At 67.1% G+C, this 23,499-nt stretch carries 19 protein-coding genes; 5 read left to right on the forward strand and 14 right to left on the reverse strand.

Annotated features, from left to right (window positions below; translation table 11 throughout):
- The first annotated feature begins 113 nt into the window (after positions 1–113).
- Complete coding sequence (locus QFZ41_RS00555) at positions 114–956, forward strand: SDR family NAD(P)-dependent oxidoreductase (protein ID WP_429196895.1); 843 nt, start codon at positions 114–116, stop codon at positions 954–956.
- 9 nt (positions 957–965) lie between these two features.
- Here the strand turns inward: QFZ41_RS00555 and QFZ41_RS00560 are convergent, their stop codons facing one another.
- Together QFZ41_RS00560 and QFZ41_RS00565 are read right to left on the reverse strand one after the other, a co-directional pair.
- Entirely contained in the window at positions 966–1,259 is a 294-nt protein-coding gene (locus QFZ41_RS00560; RefSeq protein WP_429196897.1) for a hypothetical protein, read from the reverse strand.
- 10 nt (positions 1,260–1,269) lie between these two features.
- Positions 1,270–1,779, reverse strand: coding sequence for a ferritin-like domain-containing protein (locus tag QFZ41_RS00565; protein WP_429196899.1), 510 nt, complete (start codon positions 1,777–1,779; stop codon positions 1,270–1,272).
- A gap of 195 nt (positions 1,780–1,974) precedes the next feature.
- Between QFZ41_RS00565 and QFZ41_RS00570 the strand changes: the two genes are divergently transcribed.
- Positions 1,975–2,865, forward strand: a complete 891-nt coding sequence (locus QFZ41_RS00570) for a manganese catalase family protein (RefSeq protein ID WP_429196901.1) — start codon at positions 1,975–1,977, stop codon at positions 2,863–2,865.
- A gap of 50 nt (positions 2,866–2,915) precedes the next feature.
- On the opposite strand, the gene QFZ41_RS00575 is transcribed toward QFZ41_RS00570, so the two are convergent.
- From QFZ41_RS00575 to QFZ41_RS00605, 7 genes are read right to left on the reverse strand one after another with little or no spacing between them, the layout of a single operon-like run.
- Complete coding sequence (locus tag QFZ41_RS00575) at positions 2,916–3,716, reverse strand: DUF1698 domain-containing protein (RefSeq protein ID WP_429196903.1); 801 nt, start codon at positions 3,714–3,716, stop codon at positions 2,916–2,918.
- An 11-nt stretch (positions 3,717–3,727) separates the two neighbouring features.
- Complete coding sequence (locus tag QFZ41_RS00580) at positions 3,728–4,819, reverse strand: CgeB family protein (protein ID WP_429196905.1); 1,092 nt, start codon at positions 4,817–4,819, stop codon at positions 3,728–3,730.
- An 11-nt stretch (positions 4,820–4,830) separates the two neighbouring features.
- Positions 4,831–5,928 carry a CgeB family protein gene (locus QFZ41_RS00585; RefSeq protein WP_429196907.1) on the reverse strand — a complete coding sequence of 366 codons (1,098 nt, stop codon included), beginning with the start codon at positions 5,926–5,928 and terminating at the stop codon, positions 4,831–4,833.
- Positions 5,925–7,040: a CgeB family protein gene (locus QFZ41_RS00590; RefSeq protein ID WP_429196909.1), complete on the reverse strand. Its 1,116-nt coding sequence runs from the start codon at positions 7,038–7,040 to the stop codon at positions 5,925–5,927. Before QFZ41_RS00590 ends, QFZ41_RS00585 begins: the two co-directional genes overlap by 4 nt.
- Positions 7,028–8,128: a glycosyltransferase family 4 protein gene (locus QFZ41_RS00595; protein WP_429196911.1), complete on the reverse strand. Its 1,101-nt coding sequence runs from the start codon at positions 8,126–8,128 to the stop codon at positions 7,028–7,030. The genes QFZ41_RS00590 and QFZ41_RS00595 overlap by 13 nt, the downstream gene beginning before the upstream one ends.
- Positions 8,107–10,170, reverse strand: coding sequence for an SDR family NAD(P)-dependent oxidoreductase (locus QFZ41_RS00600; RefSeq protein ID WP_429196913.1), 2,064 nt, complete (start codon positions 10,168–10,170; stop codon positions 8,107–8,109). Before QFZ41_RS00600 ends, QFZ41_RS00595 begins: the two co-directional genes overlap by 22 nt.
- Positions 10,167–11,282 (reverse strand): NAD-dependent epimerase/dehydratase family protein, encoded by a 1,116-nt coding sequence (locus QFZ41_RS00605; protein WP_429196915.1) that lies wholly within the window; start codon positions 11,280–11,282, stop codon positions 10,167–10,169. The genes QFZ41_RS00600 and QFZ41_RS00605 overlap by 4 nt, the downstream gene beginning before the upstream one ends.
- A gap of 220 nt (positions 11,283–11,502) precedes the next feature.
- Here QFZ41_RS00605 and QFZ41_RS00610 point away from each other — a divergent pair, with 220 nt between their 5' ends.
- Positions 11,503–12,543, forward strand: coding sequence for a UDP-glucuronic acid decarboxylase family protein (locus QFZ41_RS00610; protein ID WP_429196917.1), 1,041 nt, complete (start codon positions 11,503–11,505; stop codon positions 12,541–12,543).
- A 47-nt stretch (positions 12,544–12,590) separates the two neighbouring features.
- Here QFZ41_RS00610 and QFZ41_RS00615 read toward each other — a convergent pair whose 3' ends face one another.
- From QFZ41_RS00615 to QFZ41_RS00625, 3 genes are read right to left on the reverse strand one after another with little or no spacing between them, the layout of a single operon-like run.
- On the reverse strand, positions 12,591–13,577 hold the full coding sequence (locus tag QFZ41_RS00615) for a Gfo/Idh/MocA family protein (protein ID WP_429196919.1): 987 nt from the start codon (positions 13,575–13,577) through the stop codon (positions 12,591–12,593).
- Positions 13,574–14,563 (reverse strand): MDR/zinc-dependent alcohol dehydrogenase-like family protein, encoded by a 990-nt coding sequence (locus QFZ41_RS00620; RefSeq protein WP_429196921.1) that lies wholly within the window; start codon positions 14,561–14,563, stop codon positions 13,574–13,576. The genes QFZ41_RS00615 and QFZ41_RS00620 overlap by 4 nt, the downstream gene beginning before the upstream one ends.
- Positions 14,564–14,618: 55 nt before the next feature.
- Positions 14,619–15,920 (reverse strand): NRAMP family divalent metal transporter, encoded by a 1,302-nt coding sequence (locus QFZ41_RS00625; protein WP_429196923.1) that lies wholly within the window; start codon positions 15,918–15,920, stop codon positions 14,619–14,621.
- Positions 15,921–16,122: 202 nt separating this feature from the next.
- Here QFZ41_RS00625 and QFZ41_RS00630 point away from each other — a divergent pair, with 202 nt between their 5' ends.
- Together QFZ41_RS00630 and QFZ41_RS00635 are read left to right on the forward strand one after the other, a co-directional pair.
- Entirely contained in the window at positions 16,123–17,445 is a 1,323-nt protein-coding gene (locus QFZ41_RS00630; protein WP_429196925.1) for a sigma-54-dependent transcriptional regulator, read from the forward strand.
- Between the two features lie 36 nt (positions 17,446–17,481).
- A complete protein-coding gene (locus tag QFZ41_RS00635; protein ID WP_429196927.1) occupies positions 17,482–21,639 on the forward strand; it encodes a CheR family methyltransferase in 4,158 nt (1,385 codons plus the stop codon).
- On the opposite strand, the gene QFZ41_RS00640 is transcribed toward QFZ41_RS00635, so the two are convergent.
- A complete protein-coding gene (locus tag QFZ41_RS00640; RefSeq protein WP_429196929.1) occupies positions 21,636–22,265 on the reverse strand; it encodes a hypothetical protein in 630 nt (209 codons plus the stop codon). The genes QFZ41_RS00635 and QFZ41_RS00640 overlap by 4 nt on opposite strands.
- Entirely contained in the window at positions 22,258–23,472 is a 1,215-nt protein-coding gene (locus QFZ41_RS00645) for a zinc-dependent alcohol dehydrogenase (protein WP_429196931.1), read from the reverse strand. The genes QFZ41_RS00640 and QFZ41_RS00645 overlap by 8 nt, the downstream gene beginning before the upstream one ends.
- Positions 23,473–23,499 lie beyond the last annotated feature (27 nt).

Below are 23,499 nucleotides of genomic sequence, written 5' to 3' on the forward strand. Positions count from 1 at the left end.
CATCGCCGTCGCGGCCTTCACCGACGTGTGCGCCCTTTCATCCGGGCGCCACGGCTGCTTCAGCGCATCGACGCGACAGTCGACCATCGGACAGCCGCCGGGAGATCGCCACCATGGCCGAACAGACGACACGGGACACCGTCCTCATCACCGGGGCCAGCAGCGGCATCGGGCTGCACCTCGCGCACCGCTTCGCGGCGCACGGCCACCCGGTATGCCTGGTCGCTCCCGATGGCGGGGAACTCTCGCGCATCGAGGCCGACATCCGCCAACGGCACGGCGTGGAAACGCTGCAGGCGGCGGTCGACCTGGAACGGAGGGAGTCGTTCGAGGCCGTGGAAGCGGTCATCAACGGCGCCGGTTGGATGATCGACATCCTGGTGAACAACGCCGGCCACGGCTTCAAGGGTAATTACGCGGACGTGCCGGTGGCCACGCACTTGTCGACACTGCGCCTCAATGTCGAGGCGGTGCTGCGGCTGACCTCGCTGTTCCTCCCGGGGATGGTCCAGCGCCGTCATGGCCGCATATTGAATACCGCTTCCATCGCCGGCTTCGAGCCCGGGCCCACGATGTCGGTCTATCACGCCAGCAAGGCCTTCATCCTTTCCTGGAGCGAGGCGATCGCCACCGAACTGGAGCACGCCGGCGTGACGGTGACCGCGCTTTGCCCCGGCCCCACCGACACCGACTTCTTCCCCAAGGGCGACCTGGAGAAGAGCTTCGCTTTCCAGAAAGCCAACCTGATGGACCCGGAAGAGGTGGCGGACATCGGCTACCGCGCGGTCATGGATGGCGAACGCGTCGTGGTCGCCGGTGCCGTGAACAAGGCCATGGTCTTCTCGCGCCGCTTCATGTCGGAGCACATGCAGTCGCGAATGAACGAGAAGATGTACGAAGATGTCGACACGCCACAACGGTCGAGGGGCGACATGGAATCGCCACCCCGCCCCTGACCATCGGCCTCAACGCGTGGGCGGGTCCTTCTTCGGAAGACCCGCGTCGTTATCCGTTCCCTGCCCCTTCGGTGGCGACACCTTCGGCGACCCGTACTCGTCCCGTTTGCGCGGGTCGGGCGCTCGCTTGGTGTTCAGGCCGTCGCTCCAGTGCTGCGCCTGTTCCTTCTTCAGCGAACGCTCCGTCTCGTGCACCGTCTGCGGGGCGGAGTTCACGGTCTGCGTCTTCGTTTCCACGGGGCGATCCTGCGCTATCGCCTGAAAGGCCAGGGCCATGCCGAGGAGGATCGGTGCGACTCGCATGATCCGCTCCTCAGCGCTTGGCTTCGACATCGGGAGTGGCGTCACGGACCAGGAATTCCTCGGTCAGTTCGGGCAAGTGGTCGAGTACCCATTTCGCCATGGCCTGTTCCTGCGGAAGGATCTGCTCGCAGGTGCGCTGGGTCTCGGTGTCGCCCACCGTCTTCGCCGCCGCGATGAGGGCCGTGTAGGTGGCGATTTCAAGGTTCTCGAACACGTAGCTGGAAATCGCGCCCTTCACGATCTCGTCGGAGTTGGCCATGCCGCCCGCCGCCTGGCCGAACGCCATCACCTTGCCCATCAGGTCCTTCATGCCCGACGTGCTGCCGCCAAGCCGTTCGATACACGCCTTTAGCAGGGCCTGCTGGCCCAGCGTCTCCTCCAGGTGCTGCTCGATGCGCTGCTTCACGGCGGGGTAATGCTCGATCCGGCTCGCCTGCGCCCGTAGCATCTGTTCCGCTTGCTGTTCCATGGCATGGGCATCGCGCAGCCAGTCGAGCAGGTTCTCTTTCAGTTCGGCCATGGTGGGTGCTCCTTGGTGAGTGGAGCCGCGATCGTTGCGGATACCTGGTAAACGCGGCAGCCACGAAGCGTGACGTCGCCATGACGGAAGAGAAGGCCGGTTCAGCAGCGTGCAATCGCCCTCACGCGTGTTGACCTCGTACTGCACCTTGCTTTGGAAAAGATGGTGGCTCCGCCAGCCAGGAGCGAAGCCAGCATGTTCAACCACAACAAGCGTCTCCAGTACACCGTGCGCGTCAGCGAGTCCAACCCCGGACTGGCCAACCTCATGCTCGAACAGTTCGGCGGGCCGCAGGGGGAACTCGCCGCGGCCATGCGTTATTTCACCCAGGCGCTTGCCGAGGAAGATCCGGGCCGCAAGGACATGCTGCTCGACATCGCCACGGAAGAACTGAGTCACCTCGAGGTCATCGGTTCGATCGTGGCCATGCTCAACCGCGGCGCCAAGGGCCTGCTCGCGGAAACCGTCGACCAGCAGGCCGAGATGTACCGTGCGTTGCAAGGCGCCGGCAACGACAGCCATGTGACGCAGGTCCTCTACGGCGGAGGTCCCGCCCTGGTGAATTCCGCCGGCGTGCCATGGACCGCCGCCTATATCGACTCGATCGGGGAGCCCACGGCCGACCTGCGTTCCAATATCGCCGCCGAGGCACGCGCCAAGATCGTCTACGAACGGCTCATCAACCTCACCGACGACCCCGGCGTGCGCGATGCCCTCACTTTCCTGATGACTCGTGAGATCTCGCACCAGAAGTCGTTCGAGAAGGCCCTTTATTCCATGGACAAGAGCTTTCCGCCGGGCAAGCTGCCGGGAGACCCGCGCTTCAGCGACACCTACGTCAACACGTCACGCGGCGAAGGCGACCGTACCGGCCCGTGGTGCGAAGGCAAGGCCTTCAGCGAAGTCATCACGCCGACCGAGGACAGCCTGCCGGTGGACGGTGGCGATGGCCATGCCGACGTGGAACTGACGGCGGAAGAACGCACGGCCGTCGATGCGTTCGCCATTCGCGGCAAGTCGGATCCGACGCGCGACCCGGTCACCGGCGCCGACCTCGGTACCTTGGGGCAGGACGCCGACCGGTAACGGCGGGAGCACCACCCGGGTCATGTGGGTACCGCATGACCCGGGCTGGATCAGACAGGGTAGGAACGAAGCCGGCGCACCAACGCGTCGAGCCGCGCCTCGGCGGCATCGGCCGCGGAAGTGCGCCGGCAGACGTGAATGTCGTCCGCCATGGCACTCACCTCGTATCCGGCTGAGCGAACCATGGCGCGCATCGCGGACGGATTCGGTACCCACCAGTTGGTGGGATCGCCGGCGAGTTCATGTTCGATGAAGGACAGCTTGGGCCAAGCGTCCTCGCGTAGACGGTCGCGGCCGAGGTAGCCGGGATCCGAGGTATCGGGATCGTCCCCGTCGCCGCCCATGGCGAGGCTCTGGAAGAGCAGCAGGTTCGTCGACAGCGACGCGGCCAGGTCCAGCCCGAGCAAGGGATAGCGCAGGTGATAGAACACCCCGAGGAACAGCACGATGTCGTACCGGCGCGCATGGCCCGCCAGCCCGTAGACGTCGCCCTCGGCCAGTTCCAGCCGATCGCCGAGGTCGAACTGCCGTGCGGCCCAGGCTGCCTGGCGAAGGTAATGCGGGTCGTGATCGATCGCGGTCACGCGGGCGCCGCGCCGCGCCAGTTCGATCGCGAAGTAGCCCGCGTTGCAGCCGATGTCGAGCACGCTGCGCCCGGACAGATCTTCGGCAAGATGCGGCGCGAGCATGTCCCACTTGTACGCGGGGTAATCGCCGAGCGGATGGTCCGGCGCCGTCTGCCGTCCGTCCGGCAGATGCAGGTTGTGGAACCATGGACCCAGGTCGTGGATGTCCTCCGACGCGGCCGACGCCCGCGCCGGGTGGGATTGCAAGGTGCGCAGCGTGCTCATGTGGCCTCCTCCTAGGCGGTCGCTTCGACAGGCGGTGCGGGCAGGTTCGCCGCTTCCTCCAGCAACACCGGCAAGGCACGCGCACGGTGCGCCGCGGTGTGCTCGGCCATGACGCGCTCGCGGGCGCGACGCCCGATGGCGACGCGTTCGGCGTCCGGCATGTGCTGGAGCACGTCGAGGACTTCGTCCGTGCCACGGGCGAGGATGATCTCCCTGCCCGGCTCGAACAGCGATTCGATGCCGTCCCATACATCGGACACGATCGGCGTGGCGCAAGCCGCCGCCTCGAAGAGGCGCACGCTGGGCGACCACCCCGCGCGGATCATGTCGTCACGCGTCACGTTGAGCGTGAAGCGCTGCGCGTTGTAGAACGCGCGATGCCCGGCAGGCGGCACGTGGTCGTTGCGCATCACGTTCGGCGGCCAGTCGATGGCGGCGGGATACATGGGACCGGCCACGGCGAAACGGCCCTCGGGCCATCGCCGCGCCGGTTCGTTGAGCAACGACTCGACGCGTGGCTGGCGATCGTCACTGTACGTGCCCAGGTAGCCCAGGTCCCACCTTGCGGCGACGTCTTCCGGGTAATACGACGCCGGATCGAACGCACAATGGAACGCGCGGGCGCAGCGGGCGCCATAGGTGTCCCGAAGCCGGTCGAGCGTTGGACCGCCCGTGAACGACAGGTACAAGTCGTAGCCGGCGATCTGCCCAGGGGCGAGATAGGCATGGTCACCCGCATCCAGTTTCGCCAGGGTCACCGGCGTATCGATGTCGTAGAACGCGGTGGTGCCCCTGGCCGTGGCCATGACCCAGTCGCCGAGTTCGCGGCCATCGGGAACGTACGAACCGACGACGACCGCGTCCGCGTCGCGCACCGTCGCGCTGAAGCGCATGCGCAGGTCGTCGAGCGAATCGTAGAGATGCGTACGGCCGTACGGGGGCTCCGGAAGATCCCGATGCAGCGCGTACCAGGGCACGTCGCGTTCGAGGAAAGTGACCCGGTGGCCCTGCCGGGCCAGCTCGCGCAGCAGGCCACGATACGTCGTGGCGTGACCGTTACCCCATGAAGAGGTGATCGACAGTCCGAGGAAGACGATATCCATGCCGGCGGCCCTCATGCTGTCGCCGCGAGCGGCGCGGGCTGCGGCATGCGGCCGGTGAGCAGCGCCTCGAGCTGACGTGCGCGGTGCGCATAGGTGTGTTCCGCCAGCACGCGCCCCAACGCGGCAGCACCGATGGCGCGCGCCCGTTCTTCCGTCAGCCCTTCCAGGTGCGCGGCGACCTCGTCGCCCCCGCTCGCCACGAGGACTTCCTTGCCCGGCTCAAGGAACAGTTCGATGCCTTCCCATGCGTCCGTGATCAGGCAGGCGCCCGCGCCCGCCGCCTCGAACACGCGCGTCGCCGGGGAGAAACCGTAGCGGGCCATCGAATCGCGGCTGATGTTCAGCACCGCTCGTGGCGACACGTTGAACGCGTTGTGATCGCGCGTGTAGACGTGACCCACGTACGACACGTTCGCAGGCATCTGCTTGTCGCCCCATCCACTGCCTCCGAGCAGGAAGCGCTTGCCCGGCAGCGCCTCGGCCGCGGCCAGGAAGAAGTGTTCGACCCGCGCCTCGCGATCCGGCAGGCGATTGCCGAGGAAGCCCAGGTCACCGGCGAACGCCTCCTGTCGTGGCACGGGGTGATGGGTGTGCGGGTCCAGCGCGTTGTACACCGGTTCGCAGTGCCGCGCGCCCAACGCCCTGTACGCGTCCACCACGGGTGCTCCGCCGCCATAGGTGCAGATGAGGTCGAAACGCGGGATGAGCCGGCGGAACGGATTGAGCGGATCGGAATGCACGCTGTCCAGGGTCGCCGGCGCGTCGACATCCCAAAAGATGACGATGTTTTCCGGCCGCTTCAGGCTCAGCACGCCCTCCTCCAGCGTGCGGTCGAGCACGCCCACGCCACTGGTCTTGACGATGACGTCCGCGCCGGAGGCTTCGTCCAGCATGGCGTGGGTCGCATCCGTCGTCGCGGGATACACGACCACGCGGGCCCAATCGGGATCGTCCATGTCCCTGTGCGCCTGGCGCCCGTACGCGTCCGGTTCGTAGAACGTCACCTGGTGACCGAGCTGGTGCAGGTGCCGGATCAAGCCACGGTAATACGTGGCCGCTCCGTTCCAGTAGGCCGAGACCAGGCTCGATCCGAAGAAGGCAAACTTCATGCGTAGTTCCTCTCGATGGGGGCATCAACGAGCGAAGCGTGGATACCCAGCAACTCGTCGACGCGATGGGCGCAGGTGTGCCTGTCGCGGATGGTAGCCAGCCCGTGGGCGGCCAGTTCCGCCGCCATGGCGGCGTCCTCGCGGAGATCGCGCATATGCCGGCGCATCTCCTCGCCATCGCGTGCGACGAGGAAGTCCGCGCCGGGGGTGAACAGGCCCTCGGTGTCGTCCCATGGCGCGCTGATCAACGGAATACCGCAGGCCATGGCCTCGAACGGGCGGATGGTGGGAATGCCCGGCAACGTGCGCACGTAAGGACCGCGCGGCACGTGCACGGTGAATCGGTGTGAGGCGAACGCCGCGGGCGCGGCGAAATTCGGCAGCCAGCCCCGGTAATCGAGACGGGTCCGCTCCAACGCGGCCAGTGCTTCTCCAGGATAGCGGACGCCATGCACCGTGCCGGTCAGGCGAAGGTCGCGGGCGGGATCGAGCAGGAATTCGCGCAGCTCCCGGGTGCGCTCGCCATCGCCCCAGTTGCCGATCCAGACGAGGTCGCGGTCGCGGCGCACTCCGTCGATGGGATGAAAGACGCGGACGTCGGCCGCCTCGTGCCATGTCCACGCCTGCGACGCCCAGCCGCGGCGCACGTACATGTCGCGGATGACGCCGCCGAAAGCGAGCACGCCGTCAAAGTGAGCGAGGTCGTACTGCGACATCGCCCTCGCGTCGCTGACGGCACGATGGTGCGTATCGTGGAAAAGCAACCGGTAGTGCGGGTGGTCGCGCCGGTGCCTGCCGATACGTGCGACCAGTTCATGGGTATTCCACTCGTGGACGAGGACGAGGTCGGCATCGTCCAGCGCGTCGTCCAGATCGAGCGTGTCGGGGTCGTAGACGCGGCTGCCGAGGTCCGGGTAGGCCCGGTGGAAGGCTTCGATGGGCTCGCTTCCCTGCTCCGCCAACAGTTGCTCCATGCTCCACGCCCCTTTCGGCTCGTAGACGGTGACATGGATGCCGCGCGCCAGAAGTTCGCTGGCCACGCCGCGCAGGAAATGCGCGTTGCCGTGGTTCCAGTCAGACAACAGCGAGTGATAGAACATCACGACGTGCATGGTTTCTGCTCCTGCTTGGCCAGTTGCCGGTAGGTGTAGCGCCAGCGCGCGAGCATCCGCTCCGACGTGTAGCGGCTGGCGTGCCGGCGGGCACGGGCGCCACGCGCGTGCAGGGCACGCCGATCGCTGGCCAGGGTGTTGATGGCGTGCGCGATCGCTTCCGGATCGTCCGGCGGAACGTAATACGCCGTGTCGTGCCAGAGTTCTCGCAACGACGGGATGTTGCCGAGCACGAGGGCGCAGCCGGCGAAGGCGGCCTCGAGTACCGACAACCCGAACGGTTCGTAGCGTGCCGGAAGGACGTAGATGGCCGCGTGCGCGAACTGGTTCGCCATCCTGCTCTCGCCCAGCGCGCCCAACAATTCCACATGCTCGAAACGGGCGTTGCCTCCTTCCGGGTGGCGGACGTCGCCCGCCACCCGGATCGGCCAGCGCACATGTGGCGCGGCGGCGTCCAGCGCGGCCACGTTCTTCGCCTCGTCCCACGCCCGCGCGGCGCATAACGCGAACGGTTGCTTGCGGGCAGCCGGGAATGCCTCGGGACGGCGGCCGTTGTACACGACGCTGGTCTTACCCAGGCCACCGTAGATCCGTTGCAGGTCGTCGAGCATGCTCTGTGTCGGGGCGACGACCAGCGTGGCACCGGCCAGTCCCGTGGCGACGCGACGGCGATAGTCATCCCACTCGGGGCCCGGTGGCGTGCGCCGTACGTACTCGTACCACGTGGCCACGCAGGAGTGGGCGACGACCACGCAGGGTGCCGGCCATTCGAGCGCGCCGTGGCAAAAATGGTTGAGGTGGATCACGTCCGGCCCGAAGCCGTGCGCGAGATCCAGCAGCCAACGGCCCGCGGCGTCCTGGTTTTCGTCATTCGCTTCGCGCATCCATTCGAGCGGATAGTCGCGGTGGGCGATCTGCAGCCCCGGAATGCGCGTCGCCGCGCGCAAACGGCCTCCATCCGGCGCCGGTCCCAGCACGGCGAGCAACACCTCGATACCGTGGCGGCCGAGGCCTTCGGCCAGTTCGAGCGCGAAGGTCCAGACGCCGCCGACCGCGTCGGTGCTCATCATGACGCGGCGGACAGCCATGACCACTCGCCCGCGTTCTGCGGAAGTGCTTCGTCCATGCCGCGGTACGCACGCAGCCAGCGGTAAAGCCGTTCCACGCCCTCGCGCGCGCCGACCGTGGCATGCCATGCGGTGGCCTCGGTGAACCGGCGTGTGTCGGACACGTAGTAGCGCTGGTCGCCCGGGCGCCAGTCGGACCATTCGACCACGGGCCGGCGCCCGGTGAGGTCGTCGATCCAGTCCAGCAACTGGAGCAGGCTGATCGTGTTCGATGGGCCACCGCCGAGGTTGAAGGCACGGCCGGCCAGTTCGTCCATGCGCCGCGCCGCCAGCAGGTAAGCCTCGACCACGTCGTCGACGAACAGGATGTCGCGCACCTGCATGCCATCGCCGTAGAGCGTGATCGGCTTGCCTTCCAGAGCACGGATGAGGAAGTGGGCGACCCACCCCTGGTCTTCCGTGCCGAACTGCCGGGGGCCGTAGATGCAGCTCATGCGGAACACGACCGAGGGCACCCCCATGCAGCGGGCATAATCGGCGATGTACTGATCGGCGCCGCCCTTCGAACAGCCATAGGGGCTATGGAAGTCGAGCGGGCGTGATTCGCTCACCCCGTGCCGGAGCCAGGTGGGGTCCACGGGCTGGTAACGCCGGTCCACCACTTCCAGCGCGATATCTTCCAGGCCGCCGTACACCTTGTTCGTCGAGGCGAAGATCACCGGCGGCACGTTCCGCTGGCGGCGCGCCGCCTCCAGCACGTTAATCGCCCCGCCGAGGTTGATGTCGAAGTCGGTGACCGGATCGTCGAGGCTGGAGGTGACGGCCACCTGGCCGGCGAGATGGAAGATCTCCTTCGCACCCTCCATCACCTCGGCAAGGTGATGCCGGTCGCGCATGTCGCACGGCGAAAACTCGATCAGGTCGCCATGACGCTCGCGCAACCACGTGAGGTTGTCCTCCACGCCCGGGCGCGCCAGGCTGTCGACGATACGCACGCGCCGTCCTTCGGCGGCGAGCCGCGTCGCGATGTTCGAGCCGATGAAGCCCGCTCCTCCGGTCACGACCGACACCGGCACGTCGCGGCGCAACGGCGTGGGCCAGGTCGCCGCGTCGCGCACGCCGTGCAGGCCGTGCGTCGCCCACAGCCGGTAGAGCAGCTTCGGCCGGCCATCGGCGAGCTTGATGCCGAAGTGATAGTCGCGCTCGTCGTTATGGAAGCCGGCTTGCGAAGGCCGCTCCGCCGCGAGGTTGCGTAACGACAGCAGGTAGACGCGCGACACGGGCAGCCGGCCGGCCTCCGCTACCACGCGCACCTGTTCGAATTCATCGTGCCGCCAGGTGGAATAACCGGTCTCCGTCAGCCAGAGTTCCGCTGGATGATCGTGCGCGTGCAGCACGTCGGCGACGCGCTGGATGCGCATGGCCCAGGACTCCCCGGGCATGTCGTAGCTGCCGGGAAATCCATGCACGCCGACGACGTCTATGTAAGACATGAGGCCATTGTCGAACATCGTCTCCAGCCAGTTCGGATCGATCGGGGACATACCGCCTAGCACGGTCTTCTTGCCGCGCCGCCGCGCCCACGACGCCGCGTTGCCCACCATCTCGCAGAACTTCGTCCAGCCGCGATCGAGTCCGTAATTCCATTCGATGAGGTTGTTCGCCTCGTTCCATAGTTCCACGTACTCGAAGTGCTCTCCGTAGCGGGTGATGCACACGTCGAGGAAGTCGGCGTAATCCTTGAGGTTGCGCGGCGGCGACGCGGTGCTGGGCGTCTCTCCCAGCGACGGAGGCGTATACAGGAAGCAAGGCAGCAGCTCGAAGTGCTTCGCGAGCGTGGGGATGAGCCAGTCGTACCACTCCGGTCCTCCCTCGCGTAGGAAATCGGCCCACGACACGCCAAAACGAAGGTTCCGCACGCCGAGTTCACGCAGTTCGTCGATGGACGCCTCGGCGAGTTCGCGGTCGCCCATCCAGAACCATTCCAGCAAGCCCATCGCGGGCGCTTCGCCACGTACCGCCACGGCCGCCGGGCCGGCATGCCTATCCGTCGCCGACCTCATAGCGTCAGCCCCCGGCGGTGCAGTTCCGCGCTCGCTTCCACCACCCGGTCGACGGCGGATGCCGTGTCGAGCCAGCCCACCAGTTCTTCCAGCCCCCGGTCGATGTCGACCTCCGGGCGATATCCGATGAGCCGTTCGGCCAACGAGATGTCGGCGACGCAATGGCGAATGTCGCCGACGCGGTACTTGCCGTTGATTTCGGGCTCGATGCGGCGGCCGGCAGCCTCACCGAGGCGGCGCGCGAGTTCCACGATCGTAAAGGAGTGACCGCTGCCTACGTTGATCACGGCACCCGCGGCGGCGGGGGTGTCATAGGCGAGGCGGCAGGCCCGCGCCACGTCGTGCACGCTGACGAAATCGCGGCGCTGCCGGCCATCCTCGAAAATGCTGGGCGGATTGCCGTTGAGCAGGCGCGCGGCGAAGATCGCGAGCACGCCCGTATAAGGGTTCGATAGCGCCTGGCGCGGACCGTAGACGTTGAAGAAGCGCATCGCCGTCGTCGGTATGCCATACGCTTCGCCGATCATCAGGCACAGCCGCTCCTGGTCGTACTTCGACAGCGCATACACGGAGGACAGGTCGGGCTGCTTGTCTTCCGCCGTCGCCACCGGCACGAGTTCGGCGCCGCGTTCATCGCGCAGTTCCCATTCCCCGCGGCGCAACTGCTCCCGGCCGCGGCGCGTGCCGGGCACGCGGTTGCCCTCGCCATCGGCGTACATGCCTTCGCCGTAGATGCTCATGCTCGAAGCCACCACCAGCCGTTCCACCGGCCGCTCGACCAGGGCCTCCAGCAACACGGCCGTACCGAGGTTGTTGATCGAGGTGTACCCCGCGATCTCGTACATGCTCTGCCCCACACCGACCGAAGCAGCGAGGTGGTAGACACCATCGACCCCCTGGAGCGCCTTGCGCACGGCTTCAGGATCGCGCACGTCGCCGTGCACGAGCTCCACGTCGTCGTAAAGATAAGGCGGACGCACTCCCTCCGCGCCGTGCACCTGGGGTGTCAGGAGGTCGAGCGCACGGACGTGATGGCCGTCGGCCAGGAGCTGGTCCGCGAGCCACGATCCAATGAAGCCGGCGCCGCCGGTGATGAGGATGGTCTTGCTCATTGCATGCTCCTTCGCTGGAAGATCCAGCTTCGACGCCGCAGCGGACAGGAGGAGTGAATTCCACACGTCGCGACGATGACATTCCTTAACGCGCGTGCCGTGCTCAGGATCGTGTTTGGACGGCCATCCGTATTTCACTCCTCCGGTACGAAAGCACTTCCATCCTCGGAAGCGTTCGTCTCCCCCGTCACCACGTTCCACGCCAGATGAGGACACAGTCATGGCAAAGGCAACACCATTGGAAGGGGCGTTTCCGCCGCCTTCCTCATCGCTGCACATCGTCGTCGCGGGAGCGGCGGGTTTCGTCGGCAGCCACCTGGTCGACCGTTTCATCGCGGACGGCCACCGCGTCACCGGCGTGGACGACCTGATCACGGGACGCAGGTCCAACCTGGAGCATCTCGCGAACCATCCCCGCTTCCGCCTGCTCGAGCACGACATCGCGCGGGCCTTCGAGGTGGACGCGCCGGTGGACTGGGTGATGCACCTGGCCAGCCCGGCCTCGCCGCCGAAGTACCAGCAGTGGCCGATCGAGACGCTGGAAGCGAACAGCTTCGGGACCCACCATCTGCTCCGGCTGGCGCAGGCGCACGGCGCGAAGTTCCTCCTGGCCAGCACGAGCGAGGTGTACGGCGACCCGCTGCACCACCCGCAGCACGAGGACGACTGGGGCAACGTGAATCCGAACGGCCCGCGCAGCATGTACGACGAGGGCAAGCGTTACGCGGAAGCGGCGACCATGGCCTTCCACCGGCACCATGGCCTGCCCGTGCGGATCATCCGCATCTTCAACACCTACGGGCCGCGCATGGATGCGCACGATGGGCGCATCGTCACCAACTTCATCCGCCAGGCACTCGCGGGCGAGCCGCTCACGGTGTTCGGGGATGGTTCGCAGACACGCAGCCTGCAATACGTGACGGACCTGGTGGAAGGCATCGTCCGCTACATGGACTGCGACCATTGCGGCCCGATGAACCTGGGTAACCCGGTGGAACGCACCGTGAAGGAAATCGCGGAGCTGATCATCCGGCTTACCGGAAGCGACTCCACCATCGTCTACAAGGATCTTCCGGAGAACGATCCGAAGCGGCGGCGCCCGGATATCTCGCGGGCGCAGGAGTTGCTCGGCTGGTTGCCGCGCATTCCCGCCGAGGAAGGCCTCGCGCGCACCATCGAGGCGTTCCGCCGTGAACTCGTTCCCGTGCGCACGCGGCGTGTTCGCCAGCGGCCCGGGTTCGGCGCGGCCGCGAACGCGTAAACCGGCTGCCGCCGCGCCGGCACTGGCCGGCGCGGCGGCAGCCGCGGCTAGGCGTAGAAGCGATCGAGCACTCGCGCCAGTTCCACCAAGCCATCCGCGTCCGCGTCGTAGCCCGGTGAATCCAGGAGGGAGCGTGCCCATGCCACCGCCGCCCGGCCGCCCCACGCGTCCGGCGGCGCGGAAAGCACCGTTCGCTGCCGGCCGTCGAAGCGCTCCAGCATGAAGTCGTAGAACGAGCCTTCCACGTTGCGCAGGCCGATGCCACCACCGGTACCGAAGACGCGAAGCCCGATTTCGGCATCCATTCCGATGGGCAGGTTCCAGGAGCAGGCGACGTCGACGGCGATATCGCCTTCGAGATCCAGCCGTGCCGTCGCATAGTCCTCCACCGCCTCCGGGGTCTCGCGCAACGGCACGCCCCTGACGAAACAGCGGCTGTCGACGCCGCGCACGGTGGGATGCCCCAACAGCCACAGGGCCAGGTCCACGAGGTGGATACCGAGGTCGATGACGCAGCCGCCGCCGGATTGCGAGCGCTCGTAGAACCACGGTTTGCCTGGACCATAGGCGTTGTGGAAGACCGCCTCGACGGCATAGATCCGTCCGAGGTCGCCGCGTTGGATCGCTTCGCGGACCTCCGCGATGCCTGCCAGGTGGCGGTAGCTGAGGTCCACGCCCAGCCGGCGGTCTGCCGATCGCGCCGCCTCGACCACGCCTGCCACTTCGTCGCCGTTGCGCCCCAGCGGTTTCTGGCAGAACACGGGAAGGCCGCGCTCCAGTGCGGCGATGGCCTGGCCCGCATGGCCCGCGCTGGGCGTCGCGATGACGACGCCGTCGAGATCGAGCACGAGCAGTTCCTCGAAGCTGGCGCAGACGGTCGCTCCTGGCGCCAGGGTGCTCGCTTCCGCCACACAGGCTTCGTCGACGTCTGCGATTCCCACGGCGTCGGCCACACCCGCGTCGAGCAAGGCCTGCATACGATGCCGCCCGATCCAGCCAACGCCCGCGAATCCCAACCTCAGCCTGCGGCTCATGCGGCATCTCCCATCAACAGAACCGCCTTGGTGAAGCCATCGGGGCGCTCGCGCACGGCAGCCAGGGCGGCCCCGGCTTCGTCCAGTGGAAACCGGTGCGTCACCAGCAGGGAGAGATCGAGCCGGCCGTCGAGTACGGCCTCCACCGCAAGGTGCATGCCTTCCGTGGCGACCGCCGGATCGCGCTCGTGCGCATTGACGACGTCGATGCCGCGCCAGTTCCACAACTGGACATTGACCTGGCGCAAGCCGTCCTGATGGAAACCCGCGATGACGAGCCGCCCTCGCACGCCGGTGAATTCGCCAGCGAGATCCAACGGCCACGGCTTTCCCGTGCATTCGATCGAGCGCTCGCAGAACGCGCCGCCGGTCAGGCCGCTCACCTGCTCGATCAGCGTGGCATGGTCGAGCATGGGCAGGACCTGTTGCGCCCCACAGCGACGGGCGAGATCCAGGGCCACCTCGGAGCGTGCCACGGCGATGACGCGCGCCCCGGCCTTCGCGCAGAGCTGGATGAGCGCGGCGCCGAGGAAGCCTACCCCGACGACGGCCACGGTCTGCCCTGCCCGCACGTCGGCCCGGCGGAAAATGTTCATCGCGCACCCGAGGGCTTCCCCCGGGAAGGGCTGGCCGTCGAGAGCTGGCGGCAGCGGCACGACATGCGCCGCCTCGGCCACGTCGTACTCTGCATAGGCACGATACGAAAGCGCCGCCACGCGCTGCCCCGGCGCGATGCCGGTCACCTCGTCGCCGACCGCGTCGACGATGCCCCACCCCTCGTGGCCGAGATCGCCGGCGGGCAAGGGATAGGAAAACCATTCCCTGCCTTCGAACGCCGGCACGTTCGATGCGCACAGGCCACTGCCCTGCAACCGGATGCGCACTTGCGAGGCAAGCGGGCGCGGAAGGGGCACGCGCTCCATCCTGATCTCTCCCGGCGCCGCCAGCACGGCGGCGCGCATCGTCTCGGAGGACATACCAGACATCGTTTCTCCTTCAGGTTGATGGTGATCTTCAACGCGGCGCGAGGGCAGCACGGCGTCAGCCGCGGCCGCTCGCCCACAACACGACAAGCACCACGGTGGCGATCCCCGTGACCGCCGTCGTGGTCCATCCGAGCGTGCGGGTTAGCCATCCATTGGCGCGCTCGCCCATCATTCGCTTGTCTCCCGTCATCACCATGATCAGGAAAAGGAGTGGAGGAACCGAGAAGCCCTGGACGATCCCCGACCAGACCAGGGCACGCATCGGGTTGAAACCAAGCAGGTTCAGGGCGACGGCCACCACGGTCACCACGAGGATCGTGGCGTAGAACAGCGGTGCCTGACGCGGTGCGTCGTGCAGGCTGCCGGGTTTGCGAAGGACCTGGACCAGGTCGTACGCCGCGCCCGTGGTCATGACCGGCACGGCCAGGAAACCGACGCCGATCACGCCCAGCGCGAACAGCCAGCGCGCGCCCTCGCCCGCGATCGGCTCCAGCGCCCGGGCCGCCTGTGCCGCGCTGTCGATATCGTGCTGTCCCGAGGCGTGCAAGGTGGCGCCTGTGGACATGATGATGAAGTACAGGACGATGTTGGAGAACGCCACGCCGGCGATGACGTCACGGCGCACGAGCGCCACGGACGCCGCCGATGCATCGCGGTGCCGCCACGGCTGGCTGTCGCCCCGGGCGATGCGCTCCTCCACTTCCTGGTTCGACTGCCACGTGTACACGTAAGCGGACAGCGACGTGCCGATGCAGGCCACGAGCATGGCGACGAAACCGGCGTCGAGGCGAACGGTGGGGACGAAGGTGCCGCGCAACACCTCGACGATGTCCGGTTTGGCCATGATCGCCGCGCCGACATAAGCGAACAATGCCAGGGTCAGCCAGCGGAAGATCCGCCGCAGCAACATGTACGAGCCCAGCACTTGCAATCCGGTCACGGCAACGGCAACGGCCACGACGATGAGCCATCCCGGCAGGGGCAGCAGCAGGTTGACGGCCGCGCCGACACCGCCCAGGTTCGCGGCCGCCTCGATGACGTTGCCCACGAACGCCAGCACAGCCATCGGATATACGACGCCGCGCGGGAAACGGTCGAGCATGGCGGCGAACAAGCCCTTGCCGTAGACCCTGCCCAGCTTCGCCGAGACATACATCACCACGTACATCATCGGCAGCAGCACGGGCGCGATCCATAACGCGCCCAGTCCATAGCGGGCGCCCGCGCTGGCATAAGTGCCGATCGCTGAAGGATCGTCGTCCGCCGCGCCGGTGACCACGCCGCTACCCAACCATCGCGGCAACTTTGCGCGCTCCGGCGCCGCGCCGCGCCGCGCCTCGACTTCGTGGCGTGTCATGCATCGCTCCCAGTGACGGATCGCGATGATGGTCGCCGCCTGCCGCTCTAACGCGCGCGGTGACCGTGAAGACAGCCACACGAACCTAAATCACGTATGCCGGAACGGTACGCACGGAACCTTGACCGGTTCATCACGGTGAAGGCCCCACGTTGTCTTTCTTGCGACCCTTTTCACCCTCCCGACGAATGCCATGGTAGCCATGCCCGCAGGAAGCCTGCTCATCCTCGACGACGACCGCCCGTTCGCGGAACGGGCCAGCGAATTCGCGCGTGAGGTAGGTTTCGAGGCCCACCCGGTGATGACACTGGGTGAGGCCGTCGAAGCCGCCGGAACGCACCGCTTCGACTGCGCGCTGGTGGATATAGGGCTTCCCGACGGTTGCGGACTGGAATTGCTGTCGGAGCCCCGCCTCGCCGGCACACGCAAAATCGTCATGAGCGGAAACGCCGCGCTGGCCACGTGGGCGGGGAAAAGCGTGCCCGGCACATTGGGCGTGCTGACCAAGCCCTTCCGCTTCTCCGCGTTTCGCGAACTCCTCGCACAGGCACCGATGGCCCGCACGATCGCTGCCACCACCGATGCGCGCGGCCGCCTGCTCGGGGACTCCCCGGCCATGTGCGCCGCGGTGCGGGAACTGCACGCCGTCGCGCCGAGCCGGTTTCCGCTGCTCCTGCACGGCGAAAGCGGAACGGGAAAGGAACTGGCGGCCCGCCTGGTCCACGACCGCAGCGGTCGCACGGGTCGCTTCGTCGCGATCAACTGCGCCACCCTCGCGCCGGACCTGCTGTCGAGCCAGCTGTTCGGACACCAGCGCGGCAGCTTCACCGGCGCGGTGGAGAACCATGCCGGGCTCGTCGCCCAAGCCGACGGCGGCACGCTGTTCCTCGACGAGATCACGGAAGCCCCGCACGGCGTGCAGGCGGCGCTGCTTCGCTTCCTCGAGTGCGGGGAGATCACCCCGCTGGGCAGCCGCTCGCCTCGCAAGGTCGACGTGCGCCTGGTGGCGGCGACCAACCGGGTTCCGCGCGAGGCCGTGGCCGAAGGCCGCCTGCGTGCCGATTTGTACTTCCGGGTGGCGGGCTACGAACTCAGGATGCCCGGCCTGCGCGAACGCCCGGAAGACGTCGAGGTCATCGCCCACGGCATCCTCGACGAACTGAACGCGGAGTACGGCACCGCGCGGCGTTTTTCGGGGCGCGCCTTCGAGGCATTGCAAGGCTATGCCTGGTCCGGCAACGTTCGCGAACTGCGCCAGTTGGTCCAGCGAGCGTATCTGCAAGGTGGCGATCTCCTCGTCCTGCAGCGGCCGATGGAATGGACCGCGCCCTCCGCCCCGGTCCCCGAAGGGACCCTCGCCGACATCGAAAAGGAGGCGATCCTGCGCGCGCTCGCCGCGTGCGGGGGCGACCGCACGGCGGCGGCACGACGGTTGGGGATCAGCGCCAAGACGATCTACAACAAGCTCGCCAGGTACCGGCACGAGCCTCCCGGCCTGCCGAGATCCCAATTCCGGAGCACATGAGGGAGAATCGAGCCCTCGCTATCGAAGGTCCACCCGATGTCCCAGCTGCCCCTGCCGCCGGATCCGGAAACCGATCCCAACATCCGAACGAGCAGCCTGGACTTCCCGGTGGTCGGCATCGGCACGTCCGCGGGCGGACTCGCCGCGCTCGCACGGTTCCTCGAAGCCATGCCTGCCGAGCCCGGCATGGCCATCGTCATCGTGATGCACCTTTCGCCGCGGCACGACAGCATCGCCGACAAGATCCTGCAGCGGTCGACGGCCATGCGGGTCGTCCAGGTCGTGGAGCCGGTGCCCCTGCGCAAGAACGAGGTCTATGTGGTCTCGCCGCGCAAGGGCCTGTCGATGAACGACGGCTACCTTCGCCTGGTGGACCTGGGGCGCACCCGCGGAAAACACGCCTCGATCGATTTCTTCTTCCGTACGCTGGCCGAGGTCCACCGCGAACGAGCCTTCGCCGTCGTGCTCACGGGCACCGGTGCCGACGGCTCGGTCGGCATCGCGCGGATCCGCGAACGCGGTGGCATCACCCTGGCCCAGCATCCGGACGATGCGGAATACGACCAGATGCCGCGTGCGGCCATCGCGACGGGCGCCGTCGACTTCGTGATGCCCGTGGCCGAACTGCCCGAACGCATCGTCAGCCTCGCGCGCGGCGCGTCACGGATCGCCCTGCCGGCGATCGCGCCGCCGGCGGGCGAGGCCCCGGCCGATGCCGAGCCCCCGCCGTCACGCCTGACGATGGACGAGGATGCGTTGCGCGACATCATGCTGATCCTCCGCGCGAAGACCGGGCACGATTTCCGCGCGTACAAGCGCGCCACGGTGCTGCGCCGCATCGAGCGGCGCCTCCAGGTCAATGGGCTGCACACGCTGGAGGAATACCGCGACTACCTCCACGACCATCCGCACGAACGGCCCGCCTTGCTCAAGGACATGCTGATCAGCGTCACGAATTTCTTTCGTGACCGCGAGGCGTTCGAAGCGCTGGAGCATTCCATCATCCCGCAGTTGTTCGAGGGGCTGGGTGAGCATCCACGCGTCCGCGCGTGGAGCCCGGGCTGCGCCACCGGCGAGGAAGCCTATTCACTGGCCATGCTGCTCTCGGAAGCTGCACCGGCGGACGCCACCGTGCAGGTCTTCGCCACCGACATCGACGACGACGCCATCGCCTATGCGCGGCAGGGCTGCTATCCCACCGCCGTGGTCACCGACATTCCGGCGGCGCGCATCAGCCGGTTCCTCGTCCGCGACGACAACTTCTATCGCGTGCCGAAGCCGCTGCGCGAGAAAGTCCTGTTCGCCCGGCACAACGTGCTGCAAGACCCGCCGTTTTCCAAGCTCGACCTGATCTGCTGCCGGAACCTGCTGATCTATCTCAACCGGGATATCCAGGCGCACGTGCTGGAAATGTTCCATTTCGCCCTGCGCCCGGGTGGATTCCTGTTCCTGGGCAGTTCGGAGTCGGCCGACATGGCCGCCAAGCTGTTCACTCCGGTGGACAAGAAGAACCGCATCTACCGCGCCAACCCGATCGGCAGGACCGGGCTCTATCTACAGGCACCGACGCGCCCGTTGCCGCTGCAATCCGCCGCCGGCTCCCTCGCCTCCGCCACTTCGGCCAGCGAACGGCGCGCGCGCTCCCTGGCCGAAGTGCACCGCAAGGCCGTGGAAGATCATATGCCGCCGAGCATCCTCGTGGATCGCGACGGCCACATCGCGCACATGGTGGAGAGCGCGGGCCCCTACCTGAGGCTCGCCGGCGGAGCGCCTTCGTACCAACTCACGTCGCTGATCGTTCCGGAACTTCGTCTGGAGCTGCGCGCCTCGCTGTTCCAGGCCACGCAGGAAGGCAAGCCCGTGCGTTCGCGTTCGGTGCTCACCGAGCGCGATGGCAAGTCCGTCGCCGTGTCCGTCGAGGTGAGGCCGGTCCGGGACCAGGACAGTGATGCCGGCTTCCACCTCGTGGTGTTCCATGAATCGCAACCGCGCGACCCCTCCACCAGCGACACCGAGAGCGAACAGGCACCGCTCCTCCTGCAACTCGAGGAGGAACTCAAGCGCGCCAAGGAACAGCTGCAGCTGACCATCGAGGAATCGGAAACCTCAGGCGAGGAACTGAAAGCCTCGAACGAGGAGTTGCAGTCGATCAATGAAGAGTTGCGTTCCGCCACCGAAGAACTGGAAACGAGCAAGGAAGAACTGCAATCGATCAACGAGGAACTGATCACGGTCAACCACGAGTTGAAGCTCAAGGTGGAGGAAACCGCGAAGGTCAACGACGACCTGCACAACCTCGTCGCCTCGACCGATATCGCGACTGTCTTCGTCGACCGGGACATGTGCATCAAGCGCTTCACACCAAGGGCGGCCGACGTGTTCCGGCTGATCGCCGCCGACGTGGGCCGTTCGCTGCTCGATCTGAACCATAGCCTCGACTACGTGGAACTGGCCTCGGACGCGGCACAGGCTTTCCAGTCGCTGCGCACGATCGAACGCGAGGTCGGCAGCCAGGATGGGCGCTGGTACATCGTGCGCATCCTCCCGTACCGCACGTCCGAGGACCGCATCGAGGGCGCGGTGCTGACCTTCATCGACATCACGCGGCGCCGCGCCGCGGAGGAAGCGGCCCGCAGCAGCGACGAGCGCATGCGCCTGGTCGCCGACAGCGCCACCGATTACGCCATCATCACCACCGATGCGGAGGGGATCGTCACTTCCTGGAGCAAGGGCGCGGAACGGATCTTCGGTTATTCCGCGGTCGACGCGATCGGCCACCATGGCGACTTCATCTTCACGCCGGAAGATCGGGAGCGCGGGGCCTTCCGCCGCGAGATGGAGCAGGCCCGTACCGAAGGCCGTGCCACGGACGACCGCTGGCACGTACGTGCCGGCGGGCAGCGCATCTTCTGCAGCGGCATCACCACGCCCCTGCACCAGGGCGGCTTCCATGGCTTCGCCAAGATCGCCCGCGACGTCACCATGGACAAGGAACGCGAGCGCGAGCGCGAGGAACTGCTCAACGCCGAGAAGGCCTTCCGTCGGCAGGCACAGAGCGCCGTCGAACTGAAGGACGAGTTCCTCGCGGTGATGTCGCACGAACTGAAGCATCCGCTCAACCTCATCATCATGAATGCCGAACTCGTCGCGCGCGCCGCCACGGCAAAGGAAGACATCGCGTTGTATCGCGCCGCGGACGCGATCAGGAAGACAGTGGAAAGCCAGGCGCAGATCATCGACGACCTGCTCGACCTGTCGCGCGTGAACACCGGCAAGCTCGCCCTGAACGTGTCGCCGGTGAACCTGTCCGACTGCATCCGCCGGATCGCCGATGGCGTCGCCAAAGACCTGACCGGACGGCACGTCGACCTGCAACTGCACCTCCCCGCCGAGGATGTGGTGGTGCTGGCGGACACCGTGCGCATCGAACAGGTGGTATGGAACCTGCTGAGCAACGCCGCGAAGTTCTCGCGCGAAGGCGGTCACATCAAGGTGGTGCTGGAATCTCACGAGAACGACGCCGAGCTACGCGTCGACGACGACGGCATCGGCATGACGCCGGACCTGGTCGCCCGCGCCTTCGACATGTTCGAACAGGGATCCAACCGCAGGAACCGCGCCGGTGGTGGGCTCGGTATCGGCCTGGCGCTCGTGCGGCATCTCGTCGAACTGCATGGCGGCACGGTCGCGGCTCGTTCCGAAGGCCCGGAAAAGGGATCCTCCTTCGTCGTCTGTCTGCCCTTGCGGCGCGAGCAGGCGGCGGTGTCGATCGCCGATGTCTCCGAACCGCAGGAGGTGAAAGTCCTCGCGGGCCGCCGTATCGTCATGGTCGACGATTCCGCCGAACTGCTGGGCCCCTTCGCCGAGCTGCTGGAAATGGAAGGTGCGCGTGTGAGTGCGGTCCAGTCCGGTCAGGAGGCGCTCGCCCTGCTCGTCACCGGTGGGTTCGACACGCTTCTTTCCGACATCGGGATGCCCGGCATGGATGGCCTCGAATTGATCCGGCGGGTGCGCGAATCGGAGACGGCCAGGCATGTCACCGCGATCGCGCTGACCGGCTTCGGGCGTCAGCAGGACGAACGCACGGCCTTGCAGGCGGGCTTCGACGCCCACCTGAGCAAGCCCGTATCGATGAAGGCCCTGCTCGCCGTGCTGACCCTCGTGCCCCGGCGCCCGGTTCCGGCCGGCACCTAGGCGATCGGCAGGACGATCAGGACGATCGCCTCGGTGGCGTGCGCGGCGACCAGGCGGCCGCCGTGGCGCGCGACGATCTCCCTCGCCGTCCACAAGTGCAAGGCGCGTTCCGATTCGAAAGGCTGTTTTTCATCTCCGACCGGATCGCCGCCCACCCCGGTCAGCGACAGCAGGCACTCGGCACCCGCCTGGGTGCCGGTGAATGTCACGTCGCTCGCGTGCGCCTCCGTGGCGAGCAACGCAAGGCGCCGCATCAACGCGGTCAAGGCAGCGGCCGGCATCGACACACGCGGCGATGCCCCGCGGTAGCCGATGGCGACGGCCTCTTCGCCGATATCCACCAGGGCCTCGGCAAGGCACTCGCGTGGACTGCCGTGATCCGGGCCTTCCTCGGCGATGTCCGCCATCGCGGAAAAAACCGACCGGAAGCGGCGGCCGAAGCTGTCGAACTCGCGAAGCAACGCGGCCACCGCCTCCCGCGCCTGCGGGACCTTGTCCTGGTGAAGGTAATGGTCGATCAGTTCCGCCTGCAGCAGCAGGCTTCCCAGAGGTGTGCTCAGGGCATGTGCGGCTTCGCGGCGGAACCCGGCTTCGCCAAGCGTACGGGTGGCTTCCTGGTCAGCCATGCCGGCCCTCGGCCGAGTCACGTTCCGGCTGCAGTTCCACCTTGATCCAGCCGGGCCTCCGCTGGTCGAACGCCTCGTACGCGTCGATCGCTCCGGCGAGGGGTTCACGCTGGGTCAGTATCCGCGTCGGCACGACCTGACCCGAGCGCACCAGCTCCACGAGCATGGGCACGTACTTGCGGTGGTTGCAGTTGCCCATGCGGATGGTGAGGTTCTTGTTCATGGCGGCGCCGATGGGGAACAGATTGTCCGTGGGGGGATACACGCCGATGATCGATACGGCCCCGGCCTTCGCCACCATCTCGACCGCCCATGCCAGCGCCTGCATCGGTGCGTCGCCGGCTTCCCACGTGGGCCCATCGGTTTTCGCATCAGGAGACACGTCCTTCGCCTTGCCCGGAGCGGGGTTACCGGCCGCCGGCCCCTCATGCGCATGCTGGGCGTCCACGCCGACGGCGTCAATCACCGCGTCCACGCCGATGCCCCCGGTCAGCCGCTTCACCGTTTCAACCGGGTCTTCACGACTGAAATCCACCGTTTCCGCGCCTTGGGCGCGCGCCATCGCGAGACGGTCCTCGTGCTGGTCGATCGCGAAGACGCGGCCAGCTCCGAGCAACTTCGCCGATGCGATGGCGAACTGCCCGACAGGACCGCAACCGAGCACGGCTACCGTATGCCCCGGTTCGATACCGGCGATATCCGCGCCGAAGTAGCCCGTCGGGAAGATGTCGGAGATGAGGATGGCCTCGTCGTCGCTCACCTCGTCCGGCAGCTTCACGAGGTTGACGTTGGCGAACGGCACGCGGACCTTCTCCGCCTGCATGCCGTTCAGGCCACCGGCCTCCTTCGGGCCACCGTAGAACGCCGTGCCGGGCCCATTGGGGTTGGCGTTGTCACACTGGGCGTAGTAGCCCGCGCGGCAGTACGAGCAGTAACCGCAGGCCACCGTGGAAGGCACGACGACACGGTCGCCGACTTCGAGGTTGCGGACCCCGTCGCCGAGCGCCTCGACCACGCCCACACCCTCGTGCCCGAGGATGGTGCCGGGTTCGACGCCGGCCATCGTGCCACGGATGAAATGCAGGTCGGTGCCGCAGATGGCGGACGAGGTGAGACGCACGATGGCGTCGGTATCGGATTCGATGGACGGCTCGGGCACGTCGTCGAGCCGGATGTCGCCTATGGCGTGGAAAACGACTGCTTTCATGGATCCACTCCGTGTGTTGGCAAAGTC

The organism is Luteibacter sp. W1I16 (assembly GCF_050434905.1).
Lineage (GTDB): Bacteria > Pseudomonadota > Gammaproteobacteria > Xanthomonadales > Rhodanobacteraceae > Luteibacter.